General features: G+C 44.5%; 18 protein-coding genes. 9 read left to right on the top strand and 9 right to left on the bottom strand.

The features are described 5' to 3' along the window. Nucleotides 1-2 precede the first annotated feature (2 nt). The 5 genes from R7E47_RS06425 to R7E47_RS06405 all read left to right on the top strand — a co-directional run bounded on the left by R7E47_RS06425 (nt 3) and on the right by R7E47_RS06405 (nt 4,635). A complete protein-coding gene (locus R7E47_RS06425) occupies nt 3-929 on the top strand; it encodes a metal ABC transporter solute-binding protein, Zn/Mn family (RefSeq protein WP_005374249.1) in 927 nt (308 codons plus the stop codon). Beyond that, the gene (locus R7E47_RS06420; protein ID WP_318083983.1) at nt 929-1,657 is read left to right on the top strand and encodes a metal ABC transporter ATP-binding protein; all 729 of its coding nucleotides are present in this window, start codon (nt 929-931) and stop codon (nt 1,655-1,657) included. Before R7E47_RS06425 ends, R7E47_RS06420 begins: the two co-directional genes overlap by 1 nt. Then, nucleotides 1,657-2,532 carry a metal ABC transporter permease gene (locus tag R7E47_RS06415; protein WP_005393560.1) on the top strand — a complete coding sequence of 292 codons (876 nt, stop codon included), beginning with the start codon at nt 1,657-1,659 and terminating at the stop codon, nt 2,530-2,532. The genes R7E47_RS06420 and R7E47_RS06415 overlap by 1 nt, the downstream gene beginning before the upstream one ends. Nucleotides 2,533-2,554: 22 nt before the next feature. Further along, complete coding sequence (locus R7E47_RS06410; protein WP_053307119.1) at nt 2,555-3,424, top strand: metal ABC transporter solute-binding protein, Zn/Mn family; 870 nt, start codon at nt 2,555-2,557, stop codon at nt 3,422-3,424. Between the two features lie 215 nt (nt 3,425-3,639). Next, nucleotides 3,640-4,635 carry a porin gene (locus tag R7E47_RS06405; protein ID WP_318083982.1) on the top strand — a complete coding sequence of 332 codons (996 nt, stop codon included), beginning with the start codon at nt 3,640-3,642 and terminating at the stop codon, nt 4,633-4,635. 215 nt (nt 4,636-4,850) lie between these two features. On the opposite strand, the gene R7E47_RS06400 is transcribed toward R7E47_RS06405, so the two are convergent. From R7E47_RS06400 to speA, 4 genes are all read right to left on the bottom strand, one after another. Continuing rightward, nucleotides 4,851-7,016 carry a S9 family peptidase gene (locus R7E47_RS06400; protein WP_318083981.1) on the bottom strand — a complete coding sequence of 722 codons (2,166 nt, stop codon included), beginning with the start codon at nt 7,014-7,016 and terminating at the stop codon, nt 4,851-4,853. Nucleotides 7,017-7,327: 311 nt separating this feature from the next. After that, on the bottom strand, nt 7,328-8,533 hold the full coding sequence (gene emrD / locus R7E47_RS06395) for a multidrug efflux MFS transporter EmrD (RefSeq protein ID WP_005374234.1): 1,206 nt from the start codon (nt 8,531-8,533) through the stop codon (nt 7,328-7,330). Between the two features lie 409 nt (nt 8,534-8,942). Beyond that, a complete protein-coding gene (gene speB / locus R7E47_RS06390; RefSeq protein WP_005374233.1) occupies nt 8,943-9,863 on the bottom strand; it encodes an agmatinase in 921 nt (306 codons plus the stop codon). A gap of 1 nt (nt 9,864) precedes the next feature. After that, nucleotides 9,865-11,775 (bottom strand): arginine decarboxylase, encoded by a 1,911-nt coding sequence (gene speA / locus R7E47_RS06385; protein WP_031778854.1) that lies wholly within the window; start codon nt 11,773-11,775, stop codon nt 9,865-9,867. Nucleotides 11,776-12,098: 323 nt separating this feature from the next. Here speA and R7E47_RS06380 point away from each other — a divergent pair, with 323 nt between their 5' ends. Further along, a complete protein-coding gene (locus R7E47_RS06380; RefSeq protein WP_054574596.1) occupies nt 12,099-12,824 on the top strand; it encodes an MBL fold metallo-hydrolase in 726 nt (241 codons plus the stop codon). A gap of 66 nt (nt 12,825-12,890) precedes the next feature. Here the strand turns inward: R7E47_RS06380 and R7E47_RS06375 are convergent, their stop codons facing one another. From R7E47_RS06375 to R7E47_RS06365, 3 genes are all read right to left on the bottom strand, one after another. Further along, nucleotides 12,891-13,319: an ATP-dependent zinc protease gene (locus R7E47_RS06375; protein WP_005384193.1), complete on the bottom strand. Its 429-nt coding sequence runs from the start codon at nt 13,317-13,319 to the stop codon at nt 12,891-12,893. Between the two features lie 65 nt (nt 13,320-13,384). Further along, the gene (gene rimK, locus R7E47_RS06370) at nt 13,385-14,290 is read right to left on the bottom strand and encodes a 30S ribosomal protein S6--L-glutamate ligase (RefSeq protein ID WP_005374224.1); all 906 of its coding nucleotides are present in this window, start codon (nt 14,288-14,290) and stop codon (nt 13,385-13,387) included. A 329-nt stretch (nt 14,291-14,619) separates the two neighbouring features. After that, nucleotides 14,620-15,234, bottom strand: coding sequence for a TetR/AcrR family transcriptional regulator (locus R7E47_RS06365; protein ID WP_025768062.1), 615 nt, complete (start codon nt 15,232-15,234; stop codon nt 14,620-14,622). Nucleotides 15,235-15,389: 155 nt separating this feature from the next. Between R7E47_RS06365 and R7E47_RS06360 the strand changes: the two genes are divergently transcribed. Next, entirely contained in the window at nt 15,390-16,403 is a 1,014-nt protein-coding gene (locus R7E47_RS06360) for an MBL fold metallo-hydrolase (protein ID WP_031780877.1), read from the top strand. A gap of 95 nt (nt 16,404-16,498) precedes the next feature. Beyond that, complete coding sequence (locus tag R7E47_RS06355; RefSeq protein WP_017635527.1) at nt 16,499-16,843, top strand: DUF5329 family protein; 345 nt, start codon at nt 16,499-16,501, stop codon at nt 16,841-16,843. Here the strand turns inward: R7E47_RS06355 and R7E47_RS06350 are convergent. Continuing rightward, nucleotides 16,811-17,710, bottom strand: coding sequence for a LysR family transcriptional regulator (locus tag R7E47_RS06350; RefSeq protein ID WP_054574492.1), 900 nt, complete (start codon nt 17,708-17,710; stop codon nt 16,811-16,813). The genes R7E47_RS06355 and R7E47_RS06350 overlap by 33 nt on opposite strands. Before the next feature lie 1,331 nt (nt 17,711-19,041). After that, nucleotides 19,042-19,380, bottom strand: coding sequence for a YggL family protein (locus R7E47_RS06345; RefSeq protein WP_005374208.1), 339 nt, complete (start codon nt 19,378-19,380; stop codon nt 19,042-19,044). A 267-nt stretch (nt 19,381-19,647) separates the two neighbouring features. Between R7E47_RS06345 and R7E47_RS06340 the strand changes: the two genes are divergently transcribed. Next, nucleotides 19,648-21,684 carry a PhoX family protein gene (locus tag R7E47_RS06340; protein WP_213870212.1) on the top strand — a complete coding sequence of 679 codons (2,037 nt, stop codon included), beginning with the start codon at nt 19,648-19,650 and terminating at the stop codon, nt 21,682-21,684. The last annotated feature ends 71 nt before the right edge of the window (nt 21,685-21,755 follow it).

Here is a 21,755-nt window from a genome sequence, read left to right as displayed (position 1 = left end):
CTATGATCAAACGCTCTCTTTTACGTCGTATTCTTACAGCCACCGCGTTATTGACGGTGTCTTCTACTGGCTTTGCTGCCGATAAACTCAGTATTGGTATTACGCTTCAACCTTATTACAGCTATGTTAAAGCCGTTGTTGGTGAGAAGGCGGACATCGTTCCTTTGGTTGATGCTGGTTTTAATCCTCACAACTATTTGCCACAACCTAATGATCTTAAGCGCTTAAATGAAATGGACGTAATAGTGATCAATGGTATTGGTCATGACGATTTTGCACTGAAAGTGATCAAGGCTTCTCAGCGTGATGATCTCGTGGTTATCGAAGCGAACAAAGAAGTGCCTTTATTGCCTGCTATGGGGCAGTCTGTTGGTCAAGGAGCAGTGAACCCTCACACCTTTGTCGGTTTATCAACAACCATTCAAAAGGTTTACACCATCGCGAGTGAGCTAAGCCAATTGGACCCAGACAATGCTACGTTCTATCGCCAAAATGCTCGTAAATACGCGAAAACATTTCGCCTGATGAAGCGTGATGCAATGTTGTCTCTTGGTGAGTTGGACACGGCTGGTATGAAGGTGGCGACAACCCACAATGCTTACGGATATATCCTTCAGGAGTTTGGTGTTGACGTTGCCGCTGTCATTGAGCCTGCTCATGGTGTAGAACCAAGTGCAAGTCAGCTACAGGAAACGATAGAGAAAATTCGTGAATCGGGCATTGATGTTCTGTTTTATGAGCTCAATATGCCGAATCGCTTTGTTGATACCATCGAAGAGGCGACTGGGGTGCAGCTTTATCGCTTTTCTCACATGACTCACGGTGAGTATGAGGCCGATAAAGTCGAGGTTGAGATGCGAGATAATGTGGAAACACTAATCGAAGCCATGAAATTTGTGGCGAGTAAGCGAGCAGGGGAAAAGGCGTAATGACTGGACCTTCCGTTTCCTTAAGTAACGTGGGCCTAAAATACGCCGACAATATCATTTTGCAGAACATCAGCGTCGAATTCGAGAACGCGAAATGTCACGTGATTATGGGACCGAACGGCGGTGGTAAAACCTCTTTGCTTCGTTCGGTACTTGGACTCACGCCATTTTCGGGAAACATAGCGCTCAATTGGCCAGAACCATCAGCTGCATCGGGGAAGATAGGGTATGTGCCACAAAAAGCGATGTTTGAAGCAAGCCTCCCGTTAACCGTGATGGATTTTGTACTGCTTAACCAAACTCGTATCCCTCTATTTTGGCGACGTAAAACCAAACAAACTCAACATGCCCTGGCCCAGCTGGATCGCGTGGGTATGGCAACGCGTTGCGATCGTCGTATGGGGCAACTCTCTGGCGGTGAGCAACAGCGTGTTTTGTTTGCGCAAGCTTTACTGGATGAGCCCAATTTATTGGTTTTAGACGAACCTACAACTGGCATGGATGAGCAAGGTGTTCGATATCTTGAAGGTTTGATTCATGAAGTCGTTGGAGAAGGCAAAACGGTACTGGCAGTGCACCATGACGTGACCGCAGTGCGCCGTTTAGATGCGCAGGTCCATGTTGTAAATCGTCAAATTGTGGCGTCAGGGCACCATTCAGATGTGCTAAGTCCTGATCGTATAGAAACATTATTCAAGCACTACACAGCAAAAGTGGAGGCTGCATAATGGATTGGTTGCGAGAGTTAGCGGTTAGCGGCGTTGAAGCTGGATGGTTAAGCGATAGCTTTTCTTATGCTTTCATGGTGAACGCAATTGTGGCAGCGCTGATATTAGGGCCATTACTTGGTGGTCTTGGTACATTAGTCATCGCCAAGCGACTGGCTTTTTTCTCTGAAGCGGTTGGGCATGCTGCGCTTACCGGAATCGCGATTGGTGTGTTGCTCGGTGAGCCGCCAGAGAATCCGATCATCGGATTGTTTAGCTTTTGTATGATTTTTGCGCTGTTGCTTCACTTTGTTCGTAATCGTACGAATGTACCTTACGACACACTGGTTGGGGTTTTTCTTGCACTAGCGTTAGCGGTTGGTGCTGCGCTGTTAATGTACGTTGCTCGCAAGATCAACATTCACATGTTGGAGAACGTGTTGTTTGGCTCGATCTTGACTGTGACGGACAACGATATCCTTATTTTAGCGATCAGTTGTTTGATCATATTACTGCTTCTTATTCCAACGTTTAACCGCATTTTGCTGACTTGTATTAGCCCGGATATTGCACGTGTACGCGGCTTTAATACCAGCTTTTATGATTACTTATTTGTCATGATGATCACCTTGGTCACCATCGCCGCGGTAAAGATTATTGGCGCGGTATTGGTTGGTGCATTGCTACTGATTCCTGGTGCAACGGCTAGGCTATTGACTAAACGCATGGGCAGTTTCGTTCTCCTTTCTTCTTTATTGGCAACCATTGCGTGTTTAGTAGGAACCATACTGCCGATGGAGCTTGAGCTACCAGTGCCATCAGGCGCATCCATCATCATTGTTTCTGCGGCATTTTTCCTAACAGCAACGGTTTACCGAATTATACAAAAAGCGTAACCCTTTTTATAAAGTAATGAACATGAAGATAAAAAAATTAGCGATAACTTTTGGTTTGGTTATAGCGACGACACTTCCATCGTTGGCAAGCGCCAAAGACATTTTAACCAGCACTCCCGTCACGTACATGTTGTCTGAGCAACTCATGAAAGGTACAGGGATAGAGACTCAGTATCTGCCTCCAAAGCGTTACGGCGTTGAGCGTCTTGAGAACTGGTTCGCAAATAAAGGTACAGAGCAAGTTAAGCAAGCGGGTCAAGCCGCGACGGTTGCTGTTACTCTTGGTGCGATTTGGAAACAAGACCCGACTTATGTTTACGCTCGACAGGGCAACATTCACTTGATTGAAATCGATGCATCGCAGGCCATTTCTCCTAGAGCTCAAGGAGTTGCAGTACTGACATTGGAAAACGGGTCAACATCGAAGTACGCATGGCTGAACCCTACAAACTTAATCCGAATGGCGGGCATTGTTGGAGAGGATCTACAACGTGTATATCCTGAACACCAAAAGGCTATTCAAACGAATCAACAGGCTCTTATGCTCAATGTGCGTGAACTGATCAACCAACAACAGGCAGAGATCTTCGATAAAGGCATCGATTCAGTGGTACTGATGAGTGAGTCATTAGAGGACTTTGCCTCTGGCAACCAATTGTTTGTGGTTGGGCGCGAATTTAAGCCGGAGCTCGAGTGGACAGAAGAAGACAAATTATCTTTAAAAGCTCAGTTTGAACAAGATAAAACGCTATGGTTAGTGACGGATAAACGACCGTCGAAAACCTTGACATCGCTTATTAAACCGAGCCGCATACTGCAAATTGATGTTATTGACCGCTGGGGCAGTAAGGGTATCAAAACTGAGAAGCCACTCGCACGTTGGGAGATGTGACACGTAAAAAGCCACAAATTTTATGATGGGGAATGAAAAGTTCCCTATTTTTTTGTGACTCAGTTCAAAATGTGAGCATTAATACCACTGGTTGCATAAGAAAGTGTTTGTTTCATTTCTATTTCATTACTACTTTGTTATGTGTTCGTTGCGATTGATTCGGATTTAATCTGTTTCTAAGCGAACCGGTACAAACAACTATACGGATGTTAACAATGAAAATGAAAACTCTAGCCGTTGCAGTGGCGGCACTAGCATGTGGTTCACAGGCCTTCGCAGCAGAAGTTTACAACAGCGATGGTACATCTTTATCGATCGGCGGTCACGTTTCAGTTGGCGTGGGTGAGTATTTCGAAGAAGATGTAAAAGTTCACCAAGTGTCTCCACGTATTAACGTTGCGGGTAAGAAAGACATTGGCAACGGTATTACTATCGACGCTAAAGGTGAATGGGCGCTTAACTACCTAAATGGTGGTGAACAGTCATTCAAAACTCGTCTAGGTTACATCGGTGCTACTCATGAGCAGTTTGGCCGTTTAGTAGCAGGTACTCAATGGTCACCTTACTACGATGTCGCTGGCGTTGCGGATCTACCAATCGCGTTTGCGAACGACTTTTTGTACGACAACCACGGCAACCTAGGCTCAGCTCGTGCTGATAAAATGCTTAGCTACCGTAAAGGTTTTGAATTTGGTGAAGGTTTTGCTTTCAACCTAGGTCTAGGTTGGCAAGGTGAGCAAACTTCAGATGCAACAACATACGAGCAACGTGGTCAAGTTGCATTGAGCGGTTCTGTAGCTGGCTTTGGTCTAGGCTACGTATACAGCGGTGGTGATGTTAAAAACGCGACTCTAGGTACTAAGAACGCTGAATCACACCTATTCTCTTTAAACTACGGTCAGTACGGTTCAGGTCTATACGCAGCAGTAGTATACGGTATGAACGAGTACTTTTACCAAATGCGTAAAGACACTTCTCAACTTGAAGCTCTTTTGGCATACGGCGTAAACGATTGGACATTCAGCGTTAACTACGAAGGCGTAGAAGACGAAGAAGACAATAAGACAGTTTCAAGCGAAACTGCGCTACAAGCAGAGTACGCTGTAACTCCTGCTTTCGTAACGTTTGCAGCTTACCAGTTTGATCTAGGTAACGACTACAACAATGAAGAGAACGACTACTGGACTCTAGGTGCTCGTTACTACTTCTAATAAATAGGCCAGTTTCTACTGCCTAAACACATTTATTGTGTTAACGCCTACTCGTTGTGAGTAGGCGTTTTTCTTTCTGCTATCCTTTGGCTATAAGAGACGCTAGTCATTCTGTGCTTAGGTAACCCCACTCTTTGTTTAGAGAGTGCGTCTATAAAAATGCCCGCAACTTGCGGGCATTTTTTGTTGTTAGAGATACAGTTCTATTAATACGCTTATTTTTTATCGAGTAAATCGAGGAAGAAGGCATACTCTAGCGCATCTTCTTTTAAGCGCTTAAATCGACCAGATGCGCCGCCGTGTCCGGCTTCCATATCGGTTTTGAACAACAAGACGTTATCGTCTGTCTTCATTTCACGAAGTTTGGCGACCCACTTCATTGGTTCAAAGTACTGTACTTGAGAGTCGTGCAAGCCAGTCGTTACCAACATGTTCGGGTAGTTTTGCGCCTTGATGTTGTCGTAAGGCGAGTAACTCAACATATAGTCATAGTATGTTTTGTTATTTGGGTTACCCCATTCATCATACTCATTGGTGGTCAATGGAATTGATTCATCGAGCATAGTGGTTACCACGTCCACAAACGGAACATGTGCACCGATACCGCGGTACAGTTCTGGTGCTTGGTTGATGATAGCCCCCATTAAGAGACCTCCTGCAGAGCCACCAACAGCGAAGACTTTATCTTTCGCGCCGTAGCCTTGTTCAACCAAACCTTTAGTCACATCAATAAAGTCGTTGAATGTGTTTTGCTTGGTTAGTTTTTTACCGTCTTCATACCAAGGGCGGCCAAGCATTTCAGATCCACGAATATGAGCAATGGCGTAAACAAAGCCGCGATCCAATAGACTCAAACGTGTCGAGCGGAAAGTTGGCTCAATGGTTGCGCCATAAGATCCATAACCATATTGGTAGAGTGGATTTGTACCATCTTTCTTAAATAAGTCTTTACGATACACCAAAGAAACGGGTACTTCTTTACCGTCACGGGCTGTGACCATGATGCGTTCTGATTGGTAATTGTCAGGATTAAAATCACCAAGTACAGGTGTTTGCTTCATGATTTCTGACCCGCCCGTTTTTAGATCGAAATCGTAGTAGGTTCCTGGAGTGGTTAAACTGCTGTAATAAATACGAACTTTCTCGTTATCCAGCTCTAGGTTACCTGTCAAATAGGCAGCAAACGCATCGTCATTAAATGTGAGGGGGAGTTCTTTTCCTGTTGAAAGCTGACGTACAGTGACGCTTGCTAGGCCGTTAGAGCGCTGCTCATAGACGATGTGATCATTGAATAACTCGAAGTCGACAAGTTGAGTGTTGTCGTCTGCGGCAATCACATCTTGCCATTTAGAGCGGTCATGCATGTCATTTTGATGAACTTTCATCAAACGGAAGTTGACGGCTTGATAGTTAGTATAAATGTAGTACCAATCGCCTAGCTTAGAAATACTGTATTCAATGCCATCTTCACGAGGATAGAACGGTTTCGCCTTTGCTTTAGGGTTGTTCGCATCAATGATAGAGACCCCACTGGTTTCTGTACTCGAATGCCAGATATAAATATCTTCGCCATCTTTGCTTTTGCTTAGTGAGGTGTAATAGGCGCTGTCGGTTTCCTCAAAAATCAGCTCATCGCTGCTTTGTGGTGTGCCCAATACATGACGATAAACTTGGTAGCCCAATAAGGTCTGTGGATCTTTTTTGATGTAGTAAAAGGCGTTGTTATCGTTCTGCCATGCGACAGCGCTTGAGGCCCCTTCGATTTCATCTTGTAGGTAATTGCCTGTTGTCAGGTCTTTGATCTTAAGGGTGTACACGCGGCGGCTTAATGTGTCTTCGCCATACGCCAATAAGTTTTCATTCGGACTAACGTATAGGCCGCCGATACTGAAAAATTCATGTTCTTTTGCTAGTTCATTGACATCTAAAATGATTTGTTTGTCTTTGCCTGCAAAGTCTTTAGCTCGCAAATGGACTTCGTACTCGTTATCTCCGGTCACTTCACTGGAGTAGAAGTAGTTGCCTTTACGAACCGGTACTGAGTTGTCGTCTTTTGCGATGCGCCCTTTAATTTCTTCAAATAGCGTATCTTGAAGTGTTTCAGTGTGCTTTAGAACGGTTTCTGCGTACTGATTTTCTTTCTCTAGGTGCTGTAAAATTTCAGGGTCTTTACGTTCGTCGTCACGCATCCAGTAGTAGTTATCAACGCGGGTATCGCCATGAATAGTCATCGAGTGAGGGACTTTTTTCGCAACCGGAGCTTGAGTTTGTTGAGCAACGATCTGTGTTTGGGAGTATTGAGTCATGCTGGGGATTCCTTGATTGCTGCATCCGGCGACAAGCGCGACCGAGACGGCCAACGTAGTTAAAGTGAAACGCATCTGATTTTATCCTTATTGTACACCCAAGTGGCCTCATCCTGAGGGCTGGGCTTTCATTTTGTTAGTGTTTTTCAGTTGTCCATTCTTTGTTATGGGGTATGCCGAAAAAGTGAGAATCCTCAATATTTTCGAGTTGGCTACTCAATTTGAAGGAAGCTGAAAACACATTGTGTAAGTAGCTGTTATTTTTAACAAATATCAATTCGAAAGTTAAATCATTCTCATCGGGAAATCGATATAGTGTGATATGAAAAAAGGGACACACTTGTTGAGAGTGTCCCTTTTGGATTTTGAAAGTAAGCTGATAATGATCAGATAACTTGCGGTACTTCGTTTGAGTGATTGTGTGCTCGATTCACCCACATTAACCCAAGCATTGCAATTACCGACATTGCCATCATCAAAATGCCCAAAGGCATCTGGTTATGCGCTGGAAATAGTGACGCGAGCAAAGTTGCGACACCTGCCCCCAAGTTTTGCATACCACCCAATGTCGCGCCTGCTGTTCCTGCATGGTATGGGAATGGCGCAATCGCTCCAGTTGTTGCTGCTGGGAAGAGAATACCCGCACCCAAAAAGTACACGGTTGCGCCTCCAACAAGCGTTAATGCCGTGGTTAAACCAAACAAGCCTGGGATGAGCACAATAGCAGAGCCCACAAAAATAGAGACCAAGCCTACGTTTAAAGCACGACGCTCAGAGCGACGTCTTGCGATGTAGCTAGATAAGCCAGCACCCACCAAGTAACCTGGGATCGGCAATATAAACAGCAAACTTACCGTTGTTGCCGGTAATTCTAATACCCCACCTAACAACACCCCAGCCGCCGCTTCGAATACACCCACACCAGCGAATGTTGCAACCAGGCAAATCAAAAAGCCTTGAAAGCGACGGTCAGACAAAACGTGTTTGTAGCTTTTGGCTACTGGTTCGAATTTGCGTTTCTCTTTTGGTAGTGTCTCCATCATGCTTGTCATCATGGTGATCACAACCGCGATAGCAAATAGCGCTAAGAACAAGTAGCTTGACCGCCATCCGAAAGCTTCTGTTAGGTAACCGCCTAATACTGGTGCCATTAAAGGTGAGAAAATCACACACATGCTAATTAAGCTGTTTGCTCTGTGTAGATCAGAGCCTTCAAAGCAATCGCGAGTCAGAGTGCGTGACATCGCACCGCCGCAGCCAATACCTAAGCCTTGGATAAAGCTACCAATCAAGAACCATTCAAATTGATGTGCAAATAATGCTACCAGTGTACCCGCGATGTAGATAAGCAGCCCGACGATGATGATCGGTTTGCGTCCCAAGCGGTCCGATAGTGTGCCATACGCAAATTGCGACAAGCCATATGGGATTAGGTAACAAGCCATCACAGCTTGAAGTGATGACGCAGATACCAAAAACTCGCCCGCCATATGACCGATTGAAGGCACGTACATTGTCTGGGTCATTTGACCCACGGCAGTCAATATAGCGATTAAAAAGGTAAGTTTCGCTAATGGAAACGAAGCAGACATTTGCGTATCTCTCCAAAAAATTTAAGACGTAAAAACCCTTAGCGCTCTTTTACAGAGTGCCAACTGAATTCTTGTGTTGCGGGGGTATTTGCGCGAGATAATAGTGCTTGCTTGTATAATTAGCAATCGAAAAGTGTGAAGTTGAGCAAGATAAAAATCTATGATTTCAGTTAGAAAAACTAATCCGATTTTGTTTTCAAAAAGCGGTGCATTTCTTTGTCTAATTACGTTAAATATTTTACTTTTCGTGAATAGAATGAGCCTTATAGGTAACTGGTTTTAATGGTTAAAGTGCAAAAATAAAGCGTCTGCTCGGTTGATCTGAGTTCAAGATGAAACGAGTGAATAAAAGGTAGAGGAAGGCATCAGAAAGAAAAGGGAGCCGAAGCTCCCTTAGAAATGATTATGTCTATTCGCGCTCAGATGCGTATGCGTAAAGCATTTCTAGTGCGATGGTTGCTCCCGCTAGTGCGGTAACATCACTGTGGTCGTATGGAGGCGATACTTCGACAACATCCATACCCACGATATTCATGCCGGCTAAACCACGAATAATTTTCAGCGCTTTGTCTGAGTTCAAGCCACCACAAACTGGTGTACCAGTTCCCGGTGCGAAGGCCGGGTCTAAGCAGTCGATGTCAAAAGTGACATATACTGGCTTGTCTGCGACGGTGCGACGAATTTCTTCTAGGATCTCGTTCACCGACATGTCATTCGCTTGCATCGCATTAATCACATTGAAGCCGTGATCTTGCTGTTTGTACTCCGTACGAATGCCGATTTGTATTGAGTTCTTCGCTGAGATCAAACCTTCTTTCGGCGCATGGTAGAACATCGTACCGTGGTCGTATGAACTGCCATTTGCATAGGTGTCCGTATGAGCATCAAAGTGAATCAAAGCCATTTGGCCATGATGCTTCGCATAGGCACGTAGGATAGGTAGCGTGATGAAGTGGTCACCGCCCAATCCCAACATGGTTTTACCACTTTTTAGAATTTCACTGGTTGCCGCTTCAAGGCGGTAAGTAAAATCTTCCGCATCACCGCAATCGAACACGAGATCACCTGCGTCGATCACTTTCAGTTTATCCAATACGTTGAAGCTCCACGGGAACTTCTTACCTTCCCATGCCAAGTTGACTGAGGCACGGCGAATTGCATCTGGACCCATACGCGCACCTGGACGCCCAGATGTTGCCATGTCCAGAGGGACTCCCAACACCACAACGTCTGCGTCTGCCGATACCGGGTTACGAATGTACGGCAGACGTAAAAACGACATAGAGTTGGAGTAAAGCGAATAATCAGTTTTAGTAAACAAATCATTCATATCAGAAGTCCTCTAAATAGGTGTATCCTGCTAGACCTTGTTCTAGTTCTGCTAGGATTTGTGCTTGTTCATTGGCTTCAACTCGCTGTGAAACCAATTGTTTATAATTGTCACGAATCGCATCCACGTCGATATGAACGTAGCGCATCATGTCTTCTACACTATCACCTTCGTTGATGTAACTGATCTCAAATTGACCGTGTTCATCAACATTGACTACAGCACTGTGGGTATCACCAAATAGGTTGTGCATGTCACCAAGGATTTCTTGGTATGCGCCTACTAGGAAAAAGCCCATTAAGTACGGTTTGTCTTTGCTCCAAGCTGGTACAGGTAGCGTGCTCTCGATGCCTTGACCATCAACGTAGTGATCGATCGCGCCATCAGAGTCACATGTGATGTCCAACATCACTGCACGACGCTCTTCCGCCTCGCCCAGACCAGAAAGTGGCAGAACAGGGAACACCTGATCAATACCCCAAGCATCTGGTAGAGATTGGAAGAGAGAGAAGTTCACGAAGAACTTATCCGCAAGACGTTCGCTCAACTCGTCCAGAATCGGACGGTGGAAGCGATTCTTAGTGCTCATCTTTCGGCTTAATTCGAAGTAAATGCGAAGTGACAATTGTTCTGCCCACGCACGTTGTTCCAAGTTAAGCACACCTGTAGCAAATTGAGAGTGCACTTCTGCCAAATCACTTTGGGTATCATTATAAATCTCAATTAACGCACGAGCGTCTGTACCATCTTGTAAGTTTTCCCAGTTTCGCCACATGTTTTGTAGCAAAAGCGGAGCGTCCTCATCAAGCTCATGTACTTCTTCCGGTAGGTACGACTCGGTACCAATTACGTTAGAAATCAATACAGCGTGGTGCGCTGTTAGCGAGCGACCCGATTCCGAAATGATCACTGGCATTGGTTGTTCGTATTGCAGACACACATCGCCCACTGTGTTCACGATATTACGTGCGTATTCTGCAAGGCCGTAGTTCATCGAATTCGATGATTGGCTGCGTGTGCCGTCATAATCCACTGCCAAGCCGCCGCCCACATCGAAGTACTCGATGTTTGCACCGAGTGCGCGTAGTTCGCAGTAGAAACGTGCAGACTCGTTCACACCATTGCGTACATCACGGATGTTTGCCATCTGTGAACCAAGGTGGAAGTGAACCAGTTGCATCGCGTCTAGGTTGCCTTCGCGTTTAAGACGTTCAATAACGCTAAGCACTTGCGATGCTGATAAACCAAACTTCGATTTTTCACCGCCACTTGCTTGCCATTTTCCTGCGCCTTGAGAGGCGAGGCGAATGCGTAAACCAAGGCGCGGTTTTACGCCCAAACTTTTCGCTTCTTCTAGTACCAGATCCAGCTCAGAAAGCTTCTCTAGTACGATGAATACCTTGTGACCCAGCTTTTCACCGATCAGTGCAAGACGCACATACTCACGGTCTTTGTAGCCATTACACACGATCACGGAGCTACCTTGCTGAGCCAATGCAAGTACCGCCAACAATTCTGGCTTGCTACCCGCTTCAAGACCAAGCTGCTTGGTTTCTAGTTGAGCTTGGCTCGCTAGAATTTCATCCACCACTTCACGTTGTTGGTTTACTTTAATTGGGTACACCAACAAGTATTTGTTTGGATATTGGTATTCTTCAATTGCTTGGTTGAATGCGTGGCAAATACCATGCACACGTTGGTGCACGATTTGCGGGAAGCGTACTAATACAGGCAGATTTAACTGCTTCGCTTCTAGCTCATTTACAATAGCGCTGAAAGGGATTTGATGTGCACGATCACTACGTGGTGATACATATACTTCGCCTTGGTCATCAATGCCGTAGAAACCTTGGCTCCAGTAGTGAACGTTGTAGTCCGCGCGGATGCGGTCTAATTTAGTTGCTTTTTCCAACTCGATTCTCACAAAAATGTACTTAACTCCTTAATTAATTAGAAGGAAAAGTACAAAAAAGCAAATCATGAGGTATTTACCTCATACCCTGACACGAACTCCGTGTGCGCGCATTAACGGATAAAAGGGCCCTTGAGTCTAATGATTAAAATCTATCATCTCGATTATGATTTGTTGTCGTCGCTACGTGTGAATATTTGTTTACCGAAGCGTCCATTCTGCTGTTATAGTTGGTCTGACCAGTAAGGATTCGGTCATGAAGCATCTCACTAAAATAAGGACATATTTTGCAGCTGCACAGAATTCAGGGGTACATTCAGACCATGTATCTCGCCGAATATCCCGATAGATTATTGTTGCTTGATGGTGCCAGTCGAGCAGACATTCCTCATCTTAAAGACTTTATTGAACATCAACTCCATCGTCCTTTTTCTGATCTAAAGTTGGTTGTTGTGACCCACATGCATCCAGACCATGCTGGTGGTGCGCACAAACTACGTGACTTAACAGGATGCAAGCTATTGGCCGCAAAGCGAGAGAACCAGTGGTATAGCGGTGTAGACGGTTGGCTAATGCATTTGACCGATTTGATGTTAGCACGCTGGATGGCGAATCGGATGCGTAAACCAAAGCAAAACCTGTGGTATTCCCGCAAGCTAAAGCCAGATATTGAACTTATTGATGGAGAGTTTATTCCTGGATTTGATGATTGGCAGGTGCTAGAAACACTAGGGCATACCGACCGAGATCTGTCGGTTTATCATTCTGAACAAGATGTACTGTATGTGGCGGATTTAATGGTGCAGGTGAAACAGCATCTGATTGCGCCGTTTCCCATATTTCATCCGAATCAATATCGGCAATCATTAAAGCGTGTGTTTGAGATGAATCCGCAATGTTTGCTTTTGGCACATGGGGGAGAGGTGACTTTGGATGAAAAAGCGTATCAGCACATTTTGAATACAGCGCCGACTAAGCCAATGACGCACTGGCGAGTGACAAAAGTTAAAGCGAAGGGATTGTTGTTTGCGTTATTTCGTAGGAAGTAGGCTAAGATAAAGCCAGACGAGTGATGCTCAACAAAAACGTTCGATCACTCATCTGAAGCTACGGGGTTAAGATGCCAATAAGTGAGATTGGCTAGGATCAACCAGCACTTTGTCTGCCATACCCTGACGACCTAACAACATCATGTAAGTCATTTTTTCACGGTTAGTCAACGTAATGTCGATTGGCCATTGTTGGTCGCCCATACGCAGCATCGTTGTGATCACGCAGCGGTGCTCAAAAGTACCGTTAGAAGATTTAACCTTACGGTTTGCTTTTAGTTTCGCTGTGCAGCGAACCACTTGTTCTAAATGGTATACATCTGGGTGCAAATCGAATGCAACATAAGACTGACCATCTTTTTCAAAGCAATCAATATTGTCTACATGTAATGAAGAGGTTTGAGCGCCTGTATCAATACGCGCTTCAAGGTGAGTAATCCCTAACTCTGGCAAGCAAATAGCTTCGGCATTCCCAATGATCATTTTCTGATTCATAGTGTCATCCTAGCGACGAGTAACAAGAGAGCCGGTTTTTGGCTCTCTTGTGCGTTAAACAAAAATCAACCTTTACCGCGAGTACGGTTTGAATTTGGCTTAGCGTTTTTCTCGATAAAATCGAAGATCATACCTGCAATGTTTTTACCCGTTGCTAGTTCGATGCCTTCTAGACCAGGGGAAGAGTTCACTTCCATTACCACTGGGCCATTTTTAGATTGAAGGATATCCACACCACAAAGGTTCAAGCCCATCACTTTCGCTGCATTTACAGCGGTCGCACGCTCTTCTTTGCTCAAACGCACGAGTTGTGCAGAGCCACCACGGTGAAGGTTAGAACGGAACTCGCCTTCTTTTGCTTGGCGCTTCATTGCGGCAATCACCTTATTTCCGACAACAAAACAACGGATGTCCGCGCCTTTTGCTTCTTCGATAAATTCTTGCACCATGATGTTAGCTTTCAAACCCATGAAAGCTTCAATCACGCTTTCTGCCGCTTTATTTGTTTCAGCAAGTACAACACCAATGCCTTGAGTGCCTTCTAGCAATTTAATTACTAGAGGTGCGCCACCAACGTTTTTGATCACGTCCTGAATGTTGTCAGGATGGTGAGCAAAGCCAGTGCGTGGCAAACCGATGCCTTTACGTGATAGCAGTTGCAATGAGCGCAACTTGTCACGAGAGCGGCTGATCGCGACAGATTCGTTGACACAAAATGTACCCATCATTTCAAACTGACGTACAACAGCAGTGCCGTAAAACGTAATAGATGCCCCAATACGTGGAATAACAGCATCGTATTGCGGTAATTCTTCACCCTTGTAGCGGATCTTAGGGTTGTTGCTCGTAATGTCCATATAACAGTGAAGCGTGTCGATCACATCGATTTGATGCCCACGTTCTTCACCCGCCTGTTTTAGGCGCATGGTTGAATATAAATTCTCATTACGAGAGAGAATAGCAATACGCATGGCAATTCCTTAGTAAGTCAGTACCAAATTAAAATATAAGTATAGAGCATAGAATGCAGTAGGCAGGTGATCATGTTATGACATAACCTACTTACTTCAACGATTTAGAATTGTGGTTGAACAACCACGTCGTCAGAGGTGCGCACCTTAGGGCGTTTTTTTGTGAGATGAAAACGAAAAAGCATCGTCGACACGACAAAAATATTTTATCGAACGCTCACGCCTTGCGGTATGAGACTGTCAAGGGTGAGATAAATAAAATTGAGCAAAAATTTCATCGCTTTGTCACGAATTATCGCTTAAAAAAGCGGCCAATTTGACCGCTGTTTTTAGCTGTTTTGATAGTGACTTAAAAAAAGTTCCGCCGTTTGGGTAGCTAACAGCCTAGATTCTTCATTCGACAAAGAGGGGCGAATTCCCATTAACTGCGGCCAGAATGCACTGCCTTTAAGTAAGTTGTGCAATTGAGTGCTTGCTATATGTACATCATCAATTTGCAAAGCGCCACTGTTCGATTTCTCCGTAAGCCAGCGGTACAGGGCGGTTTCCTGTTTCGACATTTGTTCTGCTTGTTCTTTGAGATCTTCTGGCTTAAATAAGAAGTGCCCAAATGCCACTTTTGCCAGCTCAATATAGTTTGGTTCCGTCACCACAATGATCTCGCTGTAGAGTAATTCAATCAATTGATCTTTGAGTGGCAGAGTGGCCAAGCGTTTAATATCGCTTTCCATCATTGACGAACGCCAAAGCTCAGTCAGCAACTCCGTCACGATCGCTTCCTTAGAAGGGAAGTGATTATAGACCGTGCGCTTAGAGACTTGTGCGATTGCAGAGAGCTTATCCATGCTGGTGTTTTGCACCCCAAACTCTTGGAACGCTTGCCTTGCCGCGCACAAGATGGCTTCTCTTTTGGTTTCGCTACGACTTTTTCTTTTTACATTCATAAGCTTGCTAAGTTAAGACGATCATTTCTTGATCTATTTTACACTAAGTAGTTTACTTTTGATAATTAGAATGTAAACTGCACCGTGTAGTTTACTTTTGTTCGGGTTAACTTTTTATGAAAAAAACTTTGCTAGCCACAGTAGGAGCGTTCGCGATGGGTACATCAATGATTTCTTGTTCTAATGTTGATACTGAAAAAGCGCCAACATACCCGGACAAATTTGCAAATACAGAGTTGGAATACAAAAGCGGTTTGGGCGACATGTTCGAAATCATGAAAGCGTATTTTACGACTGAGCGCCTTAACCCAACACCAACGATTGAAATTCCAGTGCATGCGATCACAGCGCGGCAACTGTTAGAAGAGCAAGATGACGTCATCTATCGTCTGGGTCACTCAAGCGTATTAATGAAGCTCGATGGAAAACTGGTGATGACCGACCCTGTATTCAGTGATCGCGCGTCTCCTGTACAATGGGCAGGGCCAAAACGCTTTCACCAAACCCCCATCACGATAGAAGATTTGCCAACTATCGATGTGGTGGTGATCAGTCATGACCATTACGATCACCTAGATAAAGCTTCTATTAAAGTGCTAGGCGACAAGGTGGGCACTTTCTTGGTACCGTTAAAAGTTGGCCAATTACTGGTGAATTGGGGTGTGCCGAAGGAGAAAGTGATCGAGCTAGATTGGTGGGAGTCACATTCTGTCGACGGTATTGAATATACATTGACTCCGACTCAGCATTTCTCTGGTCGAGGTTTGACAGACCGCGATACGACACTGTGGGGCAGTTGGGTTATTAATGCACAACAACACAAAGTGTTCTTCAGTGGTGACTCTGGTTACTTCAATGGCTTTAAAGAGATTGGCGAAAAGTACGGTCCGTTTGACTTCACCATGATTGAAACAGGTGCATACAATGAACTTTGGTCAGACATTCACATGTTCCCTGAGCAAAGTGTTCAAGCACACATTGATGTGCAGGGTAAAGTGATGATGCCGATTCACAACAGCACGTTTGATCTGTCGATGCACGATTGGAATGAACCGATGCAACGCGCGTTAGACATTAGTGAAGAGCGCGGTGTAACGTTAGTGAGCCCTGAGATTGGTCAACGCTTGGCGATTGCGGAGCCTCAGCCTGCTAAGGCATGGTGGCAATAATTGCTGAGCTAAACAGCCAAACACCAGAATAGTTAAGTCACTTATCAGTAGTTACTATTAGTAGTTACGTGGTCAGGGATAAGGATAAAGGTGCGATGAAAGCAAAGTGGACGTTGTTACTTACATTAAGCATTCTGCCTACCTTTGCACTAGCAGGGGTAGAGCAAGATATCTCGACGTTGATAAAACGAGTTGAGCAATCCTCTTGCACCTTTATCCGCAACGGCAAGGCGTACACTAATCAAGAAGCGGCAGAACACATGCGCAATAAATGGGATTACGCCAAAGATGACGTTGATTCCGTGGATGTGTTTATAAAAGAAGTTGCGTCGAAAAGTTGGTTATCTGGCAAACCATATTGGGTGGATTGCCAAGAGGAACGCATTACCAGCGAAGAGTGGCTAACATCATTGATGCGCACCACCGACCACATCCAATAACACTTCTTTGATGGTCTGATAGCGCAGAGGTAGAGCACGACTGCGCTTACGAACCAGAAATAGCTCTTCACATACAGTGTTTTTCAGTTGAGCAATGTATAACGTGTCTTTTAGTGGAAAATTGTCGACCGCACTTTGAGGCAGCACGGTGAAGCCAAGTCCTTTGCTGACAGGTAGCAAAATTTGGCTCAATTGATTTACGTAGCCGGATAATGGTAAATCGCTCATCTTAATTTCTTGGAGCTGTGGTTCTTCACACTGGTCAAAAAACAGCGTCATGTAATGCTCGGCATCAGGGTGGCTAATGACACCACAGTCATGCAAGAGTTGTGGCGTTATCTGCTTATTTTGATAATGCTTTGGCAGAACCAAGCACAACCTCTCTTTACCAATTCGCTCACTGTGAAACAGACCTTTGTTGGGAACATCAGTCACGATACCAATATCGATGTGCCCTTGCGTTATGGCGTTGAGAATAGATTGATTTGGCGCGGCTTCTAAATGTAACGATAAGCTCGGGTGCTGTTTTTGCTTCTCCAAAATGGGCCCATACAACATTAACGCCATTGCACCAGAACAAGCCAGTTTACAGTGGCCTGAAAACGCATCATCAAAACTGAGCTCTTCGAGCAGCTTCTTCTCTCTATCTTCTAACTCGAGCGCATATGCGTAGACAATCCTGCCTTGCTCGGTTAATTCGAAGCTTTTGTTTTCGCGCTTGATCAAGGCATGCTGACAACTTTGCTCTAATTTTTTGATGTGTTGGCTGACGCCAGGCTGAGTCATAAAAAGTTTTTCTGCCGTTTGCGTAAAATGACCGACTTCAATCAATGTCTTAAATGTATGTAACCAAACAGGATTAAGCATAGTGTGTGATTTTCTGAGAGCTTTGTTGGGAGACGTAAAGAAAATGATAGCACGGTGTTTTATGAAAACAGAGAAGACTTAAACGATAAAGATGAATCTTTATCAATACATTACAGACAAAATAAAACCCCGCCTGGTTTCCCAGACGGGGCTTATTCTTTTTCGCAGCAATCCAGCTACTAATAGGTGCTCCCTGCATCTATCCTTGATTGTGGCTAAGTCCTTTAACCGAGTTCCTTGTTCATCGCCTTCCTAGCGGTGTCCATTCTTGCCTATCATCCTGACGGGCGAACTCTATCCTAGAGCTTAACTACATCCTTGCTGACAACTCATCCTAAGCTATCAAATCTTCATCCTGAAGATACCCAATCCTTTAGGCTTTTTTCCTGTTCCCGCCAACATCCTGTCGACAAATTGAGTATTGATGTTTTGCTGATTTGACTCAATTAACTTTTCTAAATTATTTTTACTTATTATTTTAAGTGAATTTAAATATTACTTTTAAATCATATGTTTAATGTTTTTTCTGGCATTGCTCTTAGACGTGGTTAATCTATTTGCTTACAACTCTTGTAAGAGATCTCGCACAAGTTTGGTGGTGAATGTATTAATGAGCGCTTTTTGTTCCGAGTTCTGTGGATTGAACTTGATCACAATGCGTTAAAAGGGAGACGATAAAGATGAAAGTGAATTGATCTTGAGTAGAGATTTGTTTGAAAAGAAATAAAAAATCTTGCGGTTTTTATAAACAGTATGGTAAATCTGAAATGCCCACCTTGTTAATCCTTATTAAGATTCAATGACAGTATAAGTAGGGAACTTGATTGCCATTTTTCTGTCATATCTGGTGAGTAAGTTAACTGTGTCAGATAGATAATATGCCGTTTGCCAGTAAAAACAGGCTGCAAGAAATCGGTAATTATCATTATGTTGTGAAATTGGTCACGGTTAAATGATTGATTCCCTTATAGATTGAAGGGGATACGACCTTAGACAATAAGCTCCATGAGGAGCGTTACTTATATAAGATGAGGGACTTTACTATGAAAAAGACTAGAAGAGCTCAGCTACATCGTGTGCGTATTCAATACTGGAAAGACACGAAAGACGCCCCAGCTAAAAAATCATAGTTAATTATACCTAAAGGCACGAGCTGGCTGTGGAACGCAGTTTCCCGTTGATTGCCAGCTCAAAAACGCCAAAATCACTCCGCGCAACTTCCCAAGCACCCTATTTTTAATATCGCATTCTTCCAAAATTAAAAAAGCCAGTCTTAAGACCAGCTTTCTCTACCATTTACTGAGCTCTGCGTATTACAGGTTGCCCTTTAGTTACAGGTAGTTGGCGTCAACTAGTTCGCCCGCTTGCGCGCTTTTCACTTCTGGGCGTGCTTCTAACCATTTGATAACTTGCGCTTTCTGTTCTTCAGTCGCACTGCCGTAACGGTCAGTAGAACATAGGAAGCCTTCAAACAGTTCTAGACCACCGCCACCGAAGCAAAGACCAAGCTCGTCAATGTAGTCGATAAAGTCATCAACGAATGCATCGTAACGGTCGAAGTCGTTAATGTCTGTTTCACAGCTGATCTCGAAACCTAGGATTGCGAACTCACCTAAGAACAGCTTTTTACGGATACGACGGCTCTTGTTATCGATCTTGTCTAATTTCATGATTATCTCTCGTAGATGATTTGATTTCGTACACCTTATACCTTCTATCACACTTTAGCCCAAGTAAAATCAGAATGAAGCGATACAGTTGGTTATTATGTGACCATGATTTAATTGCTTCGTTAGCTGTGTTGGTTTGGTTTGCAGTATTGTTGAAACACAAGTTTCATATGTTTTAAGCACTTTTGTCATTTTTCTTATCCAAACTTCTTGCCGTTCAACTAATCACTTATTTATTAATTAAACTATAAGATCGGGAAAGTAAAAATGAGCAAGGAAACCTTTGACGCGACGCGTTATAACCAAAGTGAAAACAAACCATTTGAAGATGTATTAGAAGCGAGCCTATCTCGACGCAGCATTCTGAAAGGTGGTTTAGGTATCAGTGCGATGACAGCGTTTGGTGCTTTCGGATTGGCTGGTTGTAACTCGTCTGACTCAGGGAGTACAGTAAGCAGTGGTTCGGGCGCATCTAAAGCCGTTCTTAACTTTGAATCTATCCCTGGCTCACTCACTGACGCAGTTTCAATTCCACAAGGTTACACCGCACAAGTACTAGTACCTTGGGGAACACCACTTAATGCACAAGGCAGCGCATGGCAAAATGATGGTACCAACACCAGTACCGATCAGTTAAATGCGCTAGGCATGCACCATGACGGCATGCATTTTTTCCCATTGAACGATAGCACTACAGATGGCTTGTTATGTATTAACCACGAGTACATCGACACATCAGCACTGCATCCAAACGGTCCGACGGTTGAAAATGGCGTACGTACCATTGTAGATGAAGTGCGCAAAGAGATTAACGCGCACGGTGTATCAGTGGTTCGCATTCAACTGGAAGACAACATGTGGAAGTTGGTTGATACCGATCCACTAAACCGTCGTTATACTGGTGCGACAGTCATGGATTTGTCTGGCCCGGTGGCCCACACATCTTTAACTGTCACTCGTTTCTCGCCAGATGGCAGCCAAGCGCGTGGTACGTTAAACAACTGTGGCAACGGCTACACGCCGTGGGGCACGTACTTAACGTGTGAAGAGAACTGGCCAGGTTACTTTGTTAATGCCGGGACTCGTACAGAAGAGCAAGATCGCATTGGTGTCGATGATCAAAGTACACGCTACTTGTGGGAGACATTAGCAGGAAATGCAGAAGAGCGTCTTGATGAGTTCTCTCGCTTTAATGTGGCTCCAACAGGAGCAAGTGCGATGGATGATTACCGTAATGAAGCCAATGGTCACGGTTACATTGTCGAGATTGACCCTTACACGCAAAACTCACGTGCGAAGAAACGTACTGCGCTAGGTCGTTTCCGTCACGAGGGCTGTACTTTCGGTAAGCTTGAAGAAGGCAAACCAGTGGTATTTTATTCTGGCCACGATTCTCGCTTTGAATACCTATACAAATTTGAATCTGCGGCAGCGTGGGATCCAGCAGATGCTAACCCTGATAATCGCTTGGCGATGGGTGACAAGTACATGGACGAAGGCACACTGTATGTGGCGCGCTTCAATGAAGACAGCACAGGTACTTGGTTACCATTAACGCTTGATAGCGTAACAACCGCTGGTGGTACGTTAGCGGATCACTTTGATTCACTGGCTGAAATTATCATCAATACTGCGGGTGCGGCGGATTTAGTTGGGGCAACACCAATGGATCGACCAGAGTGGTGTACGGTTGATCCATTCACGGGTTCAGTATATTTAACATTGACGAACAATACGCGCCGTACAGATGAAACCAATCCTGCGAATCCACGTTTGAATAATAAGTTTGGTCATGTTATCCGTTGGGATGAAGGTGCTGCAGCAACTGACTTTACTTGGGATATCTTTGTGTTTGGTTCTCCAGCAAATGGTGATGCAGATACCAACCGTTCTGGCTTGAATGAGTTAAACCAGTTTGCGAGCCCAGACGGATTAGCGTTTGATGGCCGTGGTATTTTGTGGATTCAGACTGATAACGGCGCAGATGAAGTTACGTCTTACACCAATGATCAAATGTTGGCTGTTGTGCCATCTAAGCTAACAGATGAGAATGGTGATCAAGCTGTGATTGGTGCGGATAATCAAGCTGAATTGAAACGCTTCTTTGTCGGACCAAATGGTTGTGAAGTAACAGGCTTTACCATCAGCCCTGATTACAAATCATTGTTTGTGAATATTCAGCACCCAGGTAACTGGCCATACAGTGAAGATGCAGCCGAAGAAACGCCTGCTGGTGTTTCTGTGCGCCCACGAGCGGCGACAGTGGTTATTCGCCGTGAAGACGGTGGAGAGATTGCAGTTTAAACACCTTAAAATTCAAGCCCTGCAATTGCAGGGCTTGATGGTTTAGGCGAATGCCTAGTTGCACTTTATAC

It is taken from the genome of Vibrio sp. Vb1026, from assembly GCF_033338745.1.
GTDB classification, from domain to species: domain Bacteria; phylum Pseudomonadota; class Gammaproteobacteria; order Enterobacterales; family Vibrionaceae; genus Vibrio; species Vibrio alginolyticus.
The sequence above is the reverse complement of the archived record's forward strand: the minus strand, read 5'-3'. Positions and strand labels throughout refer to the sequence as shown.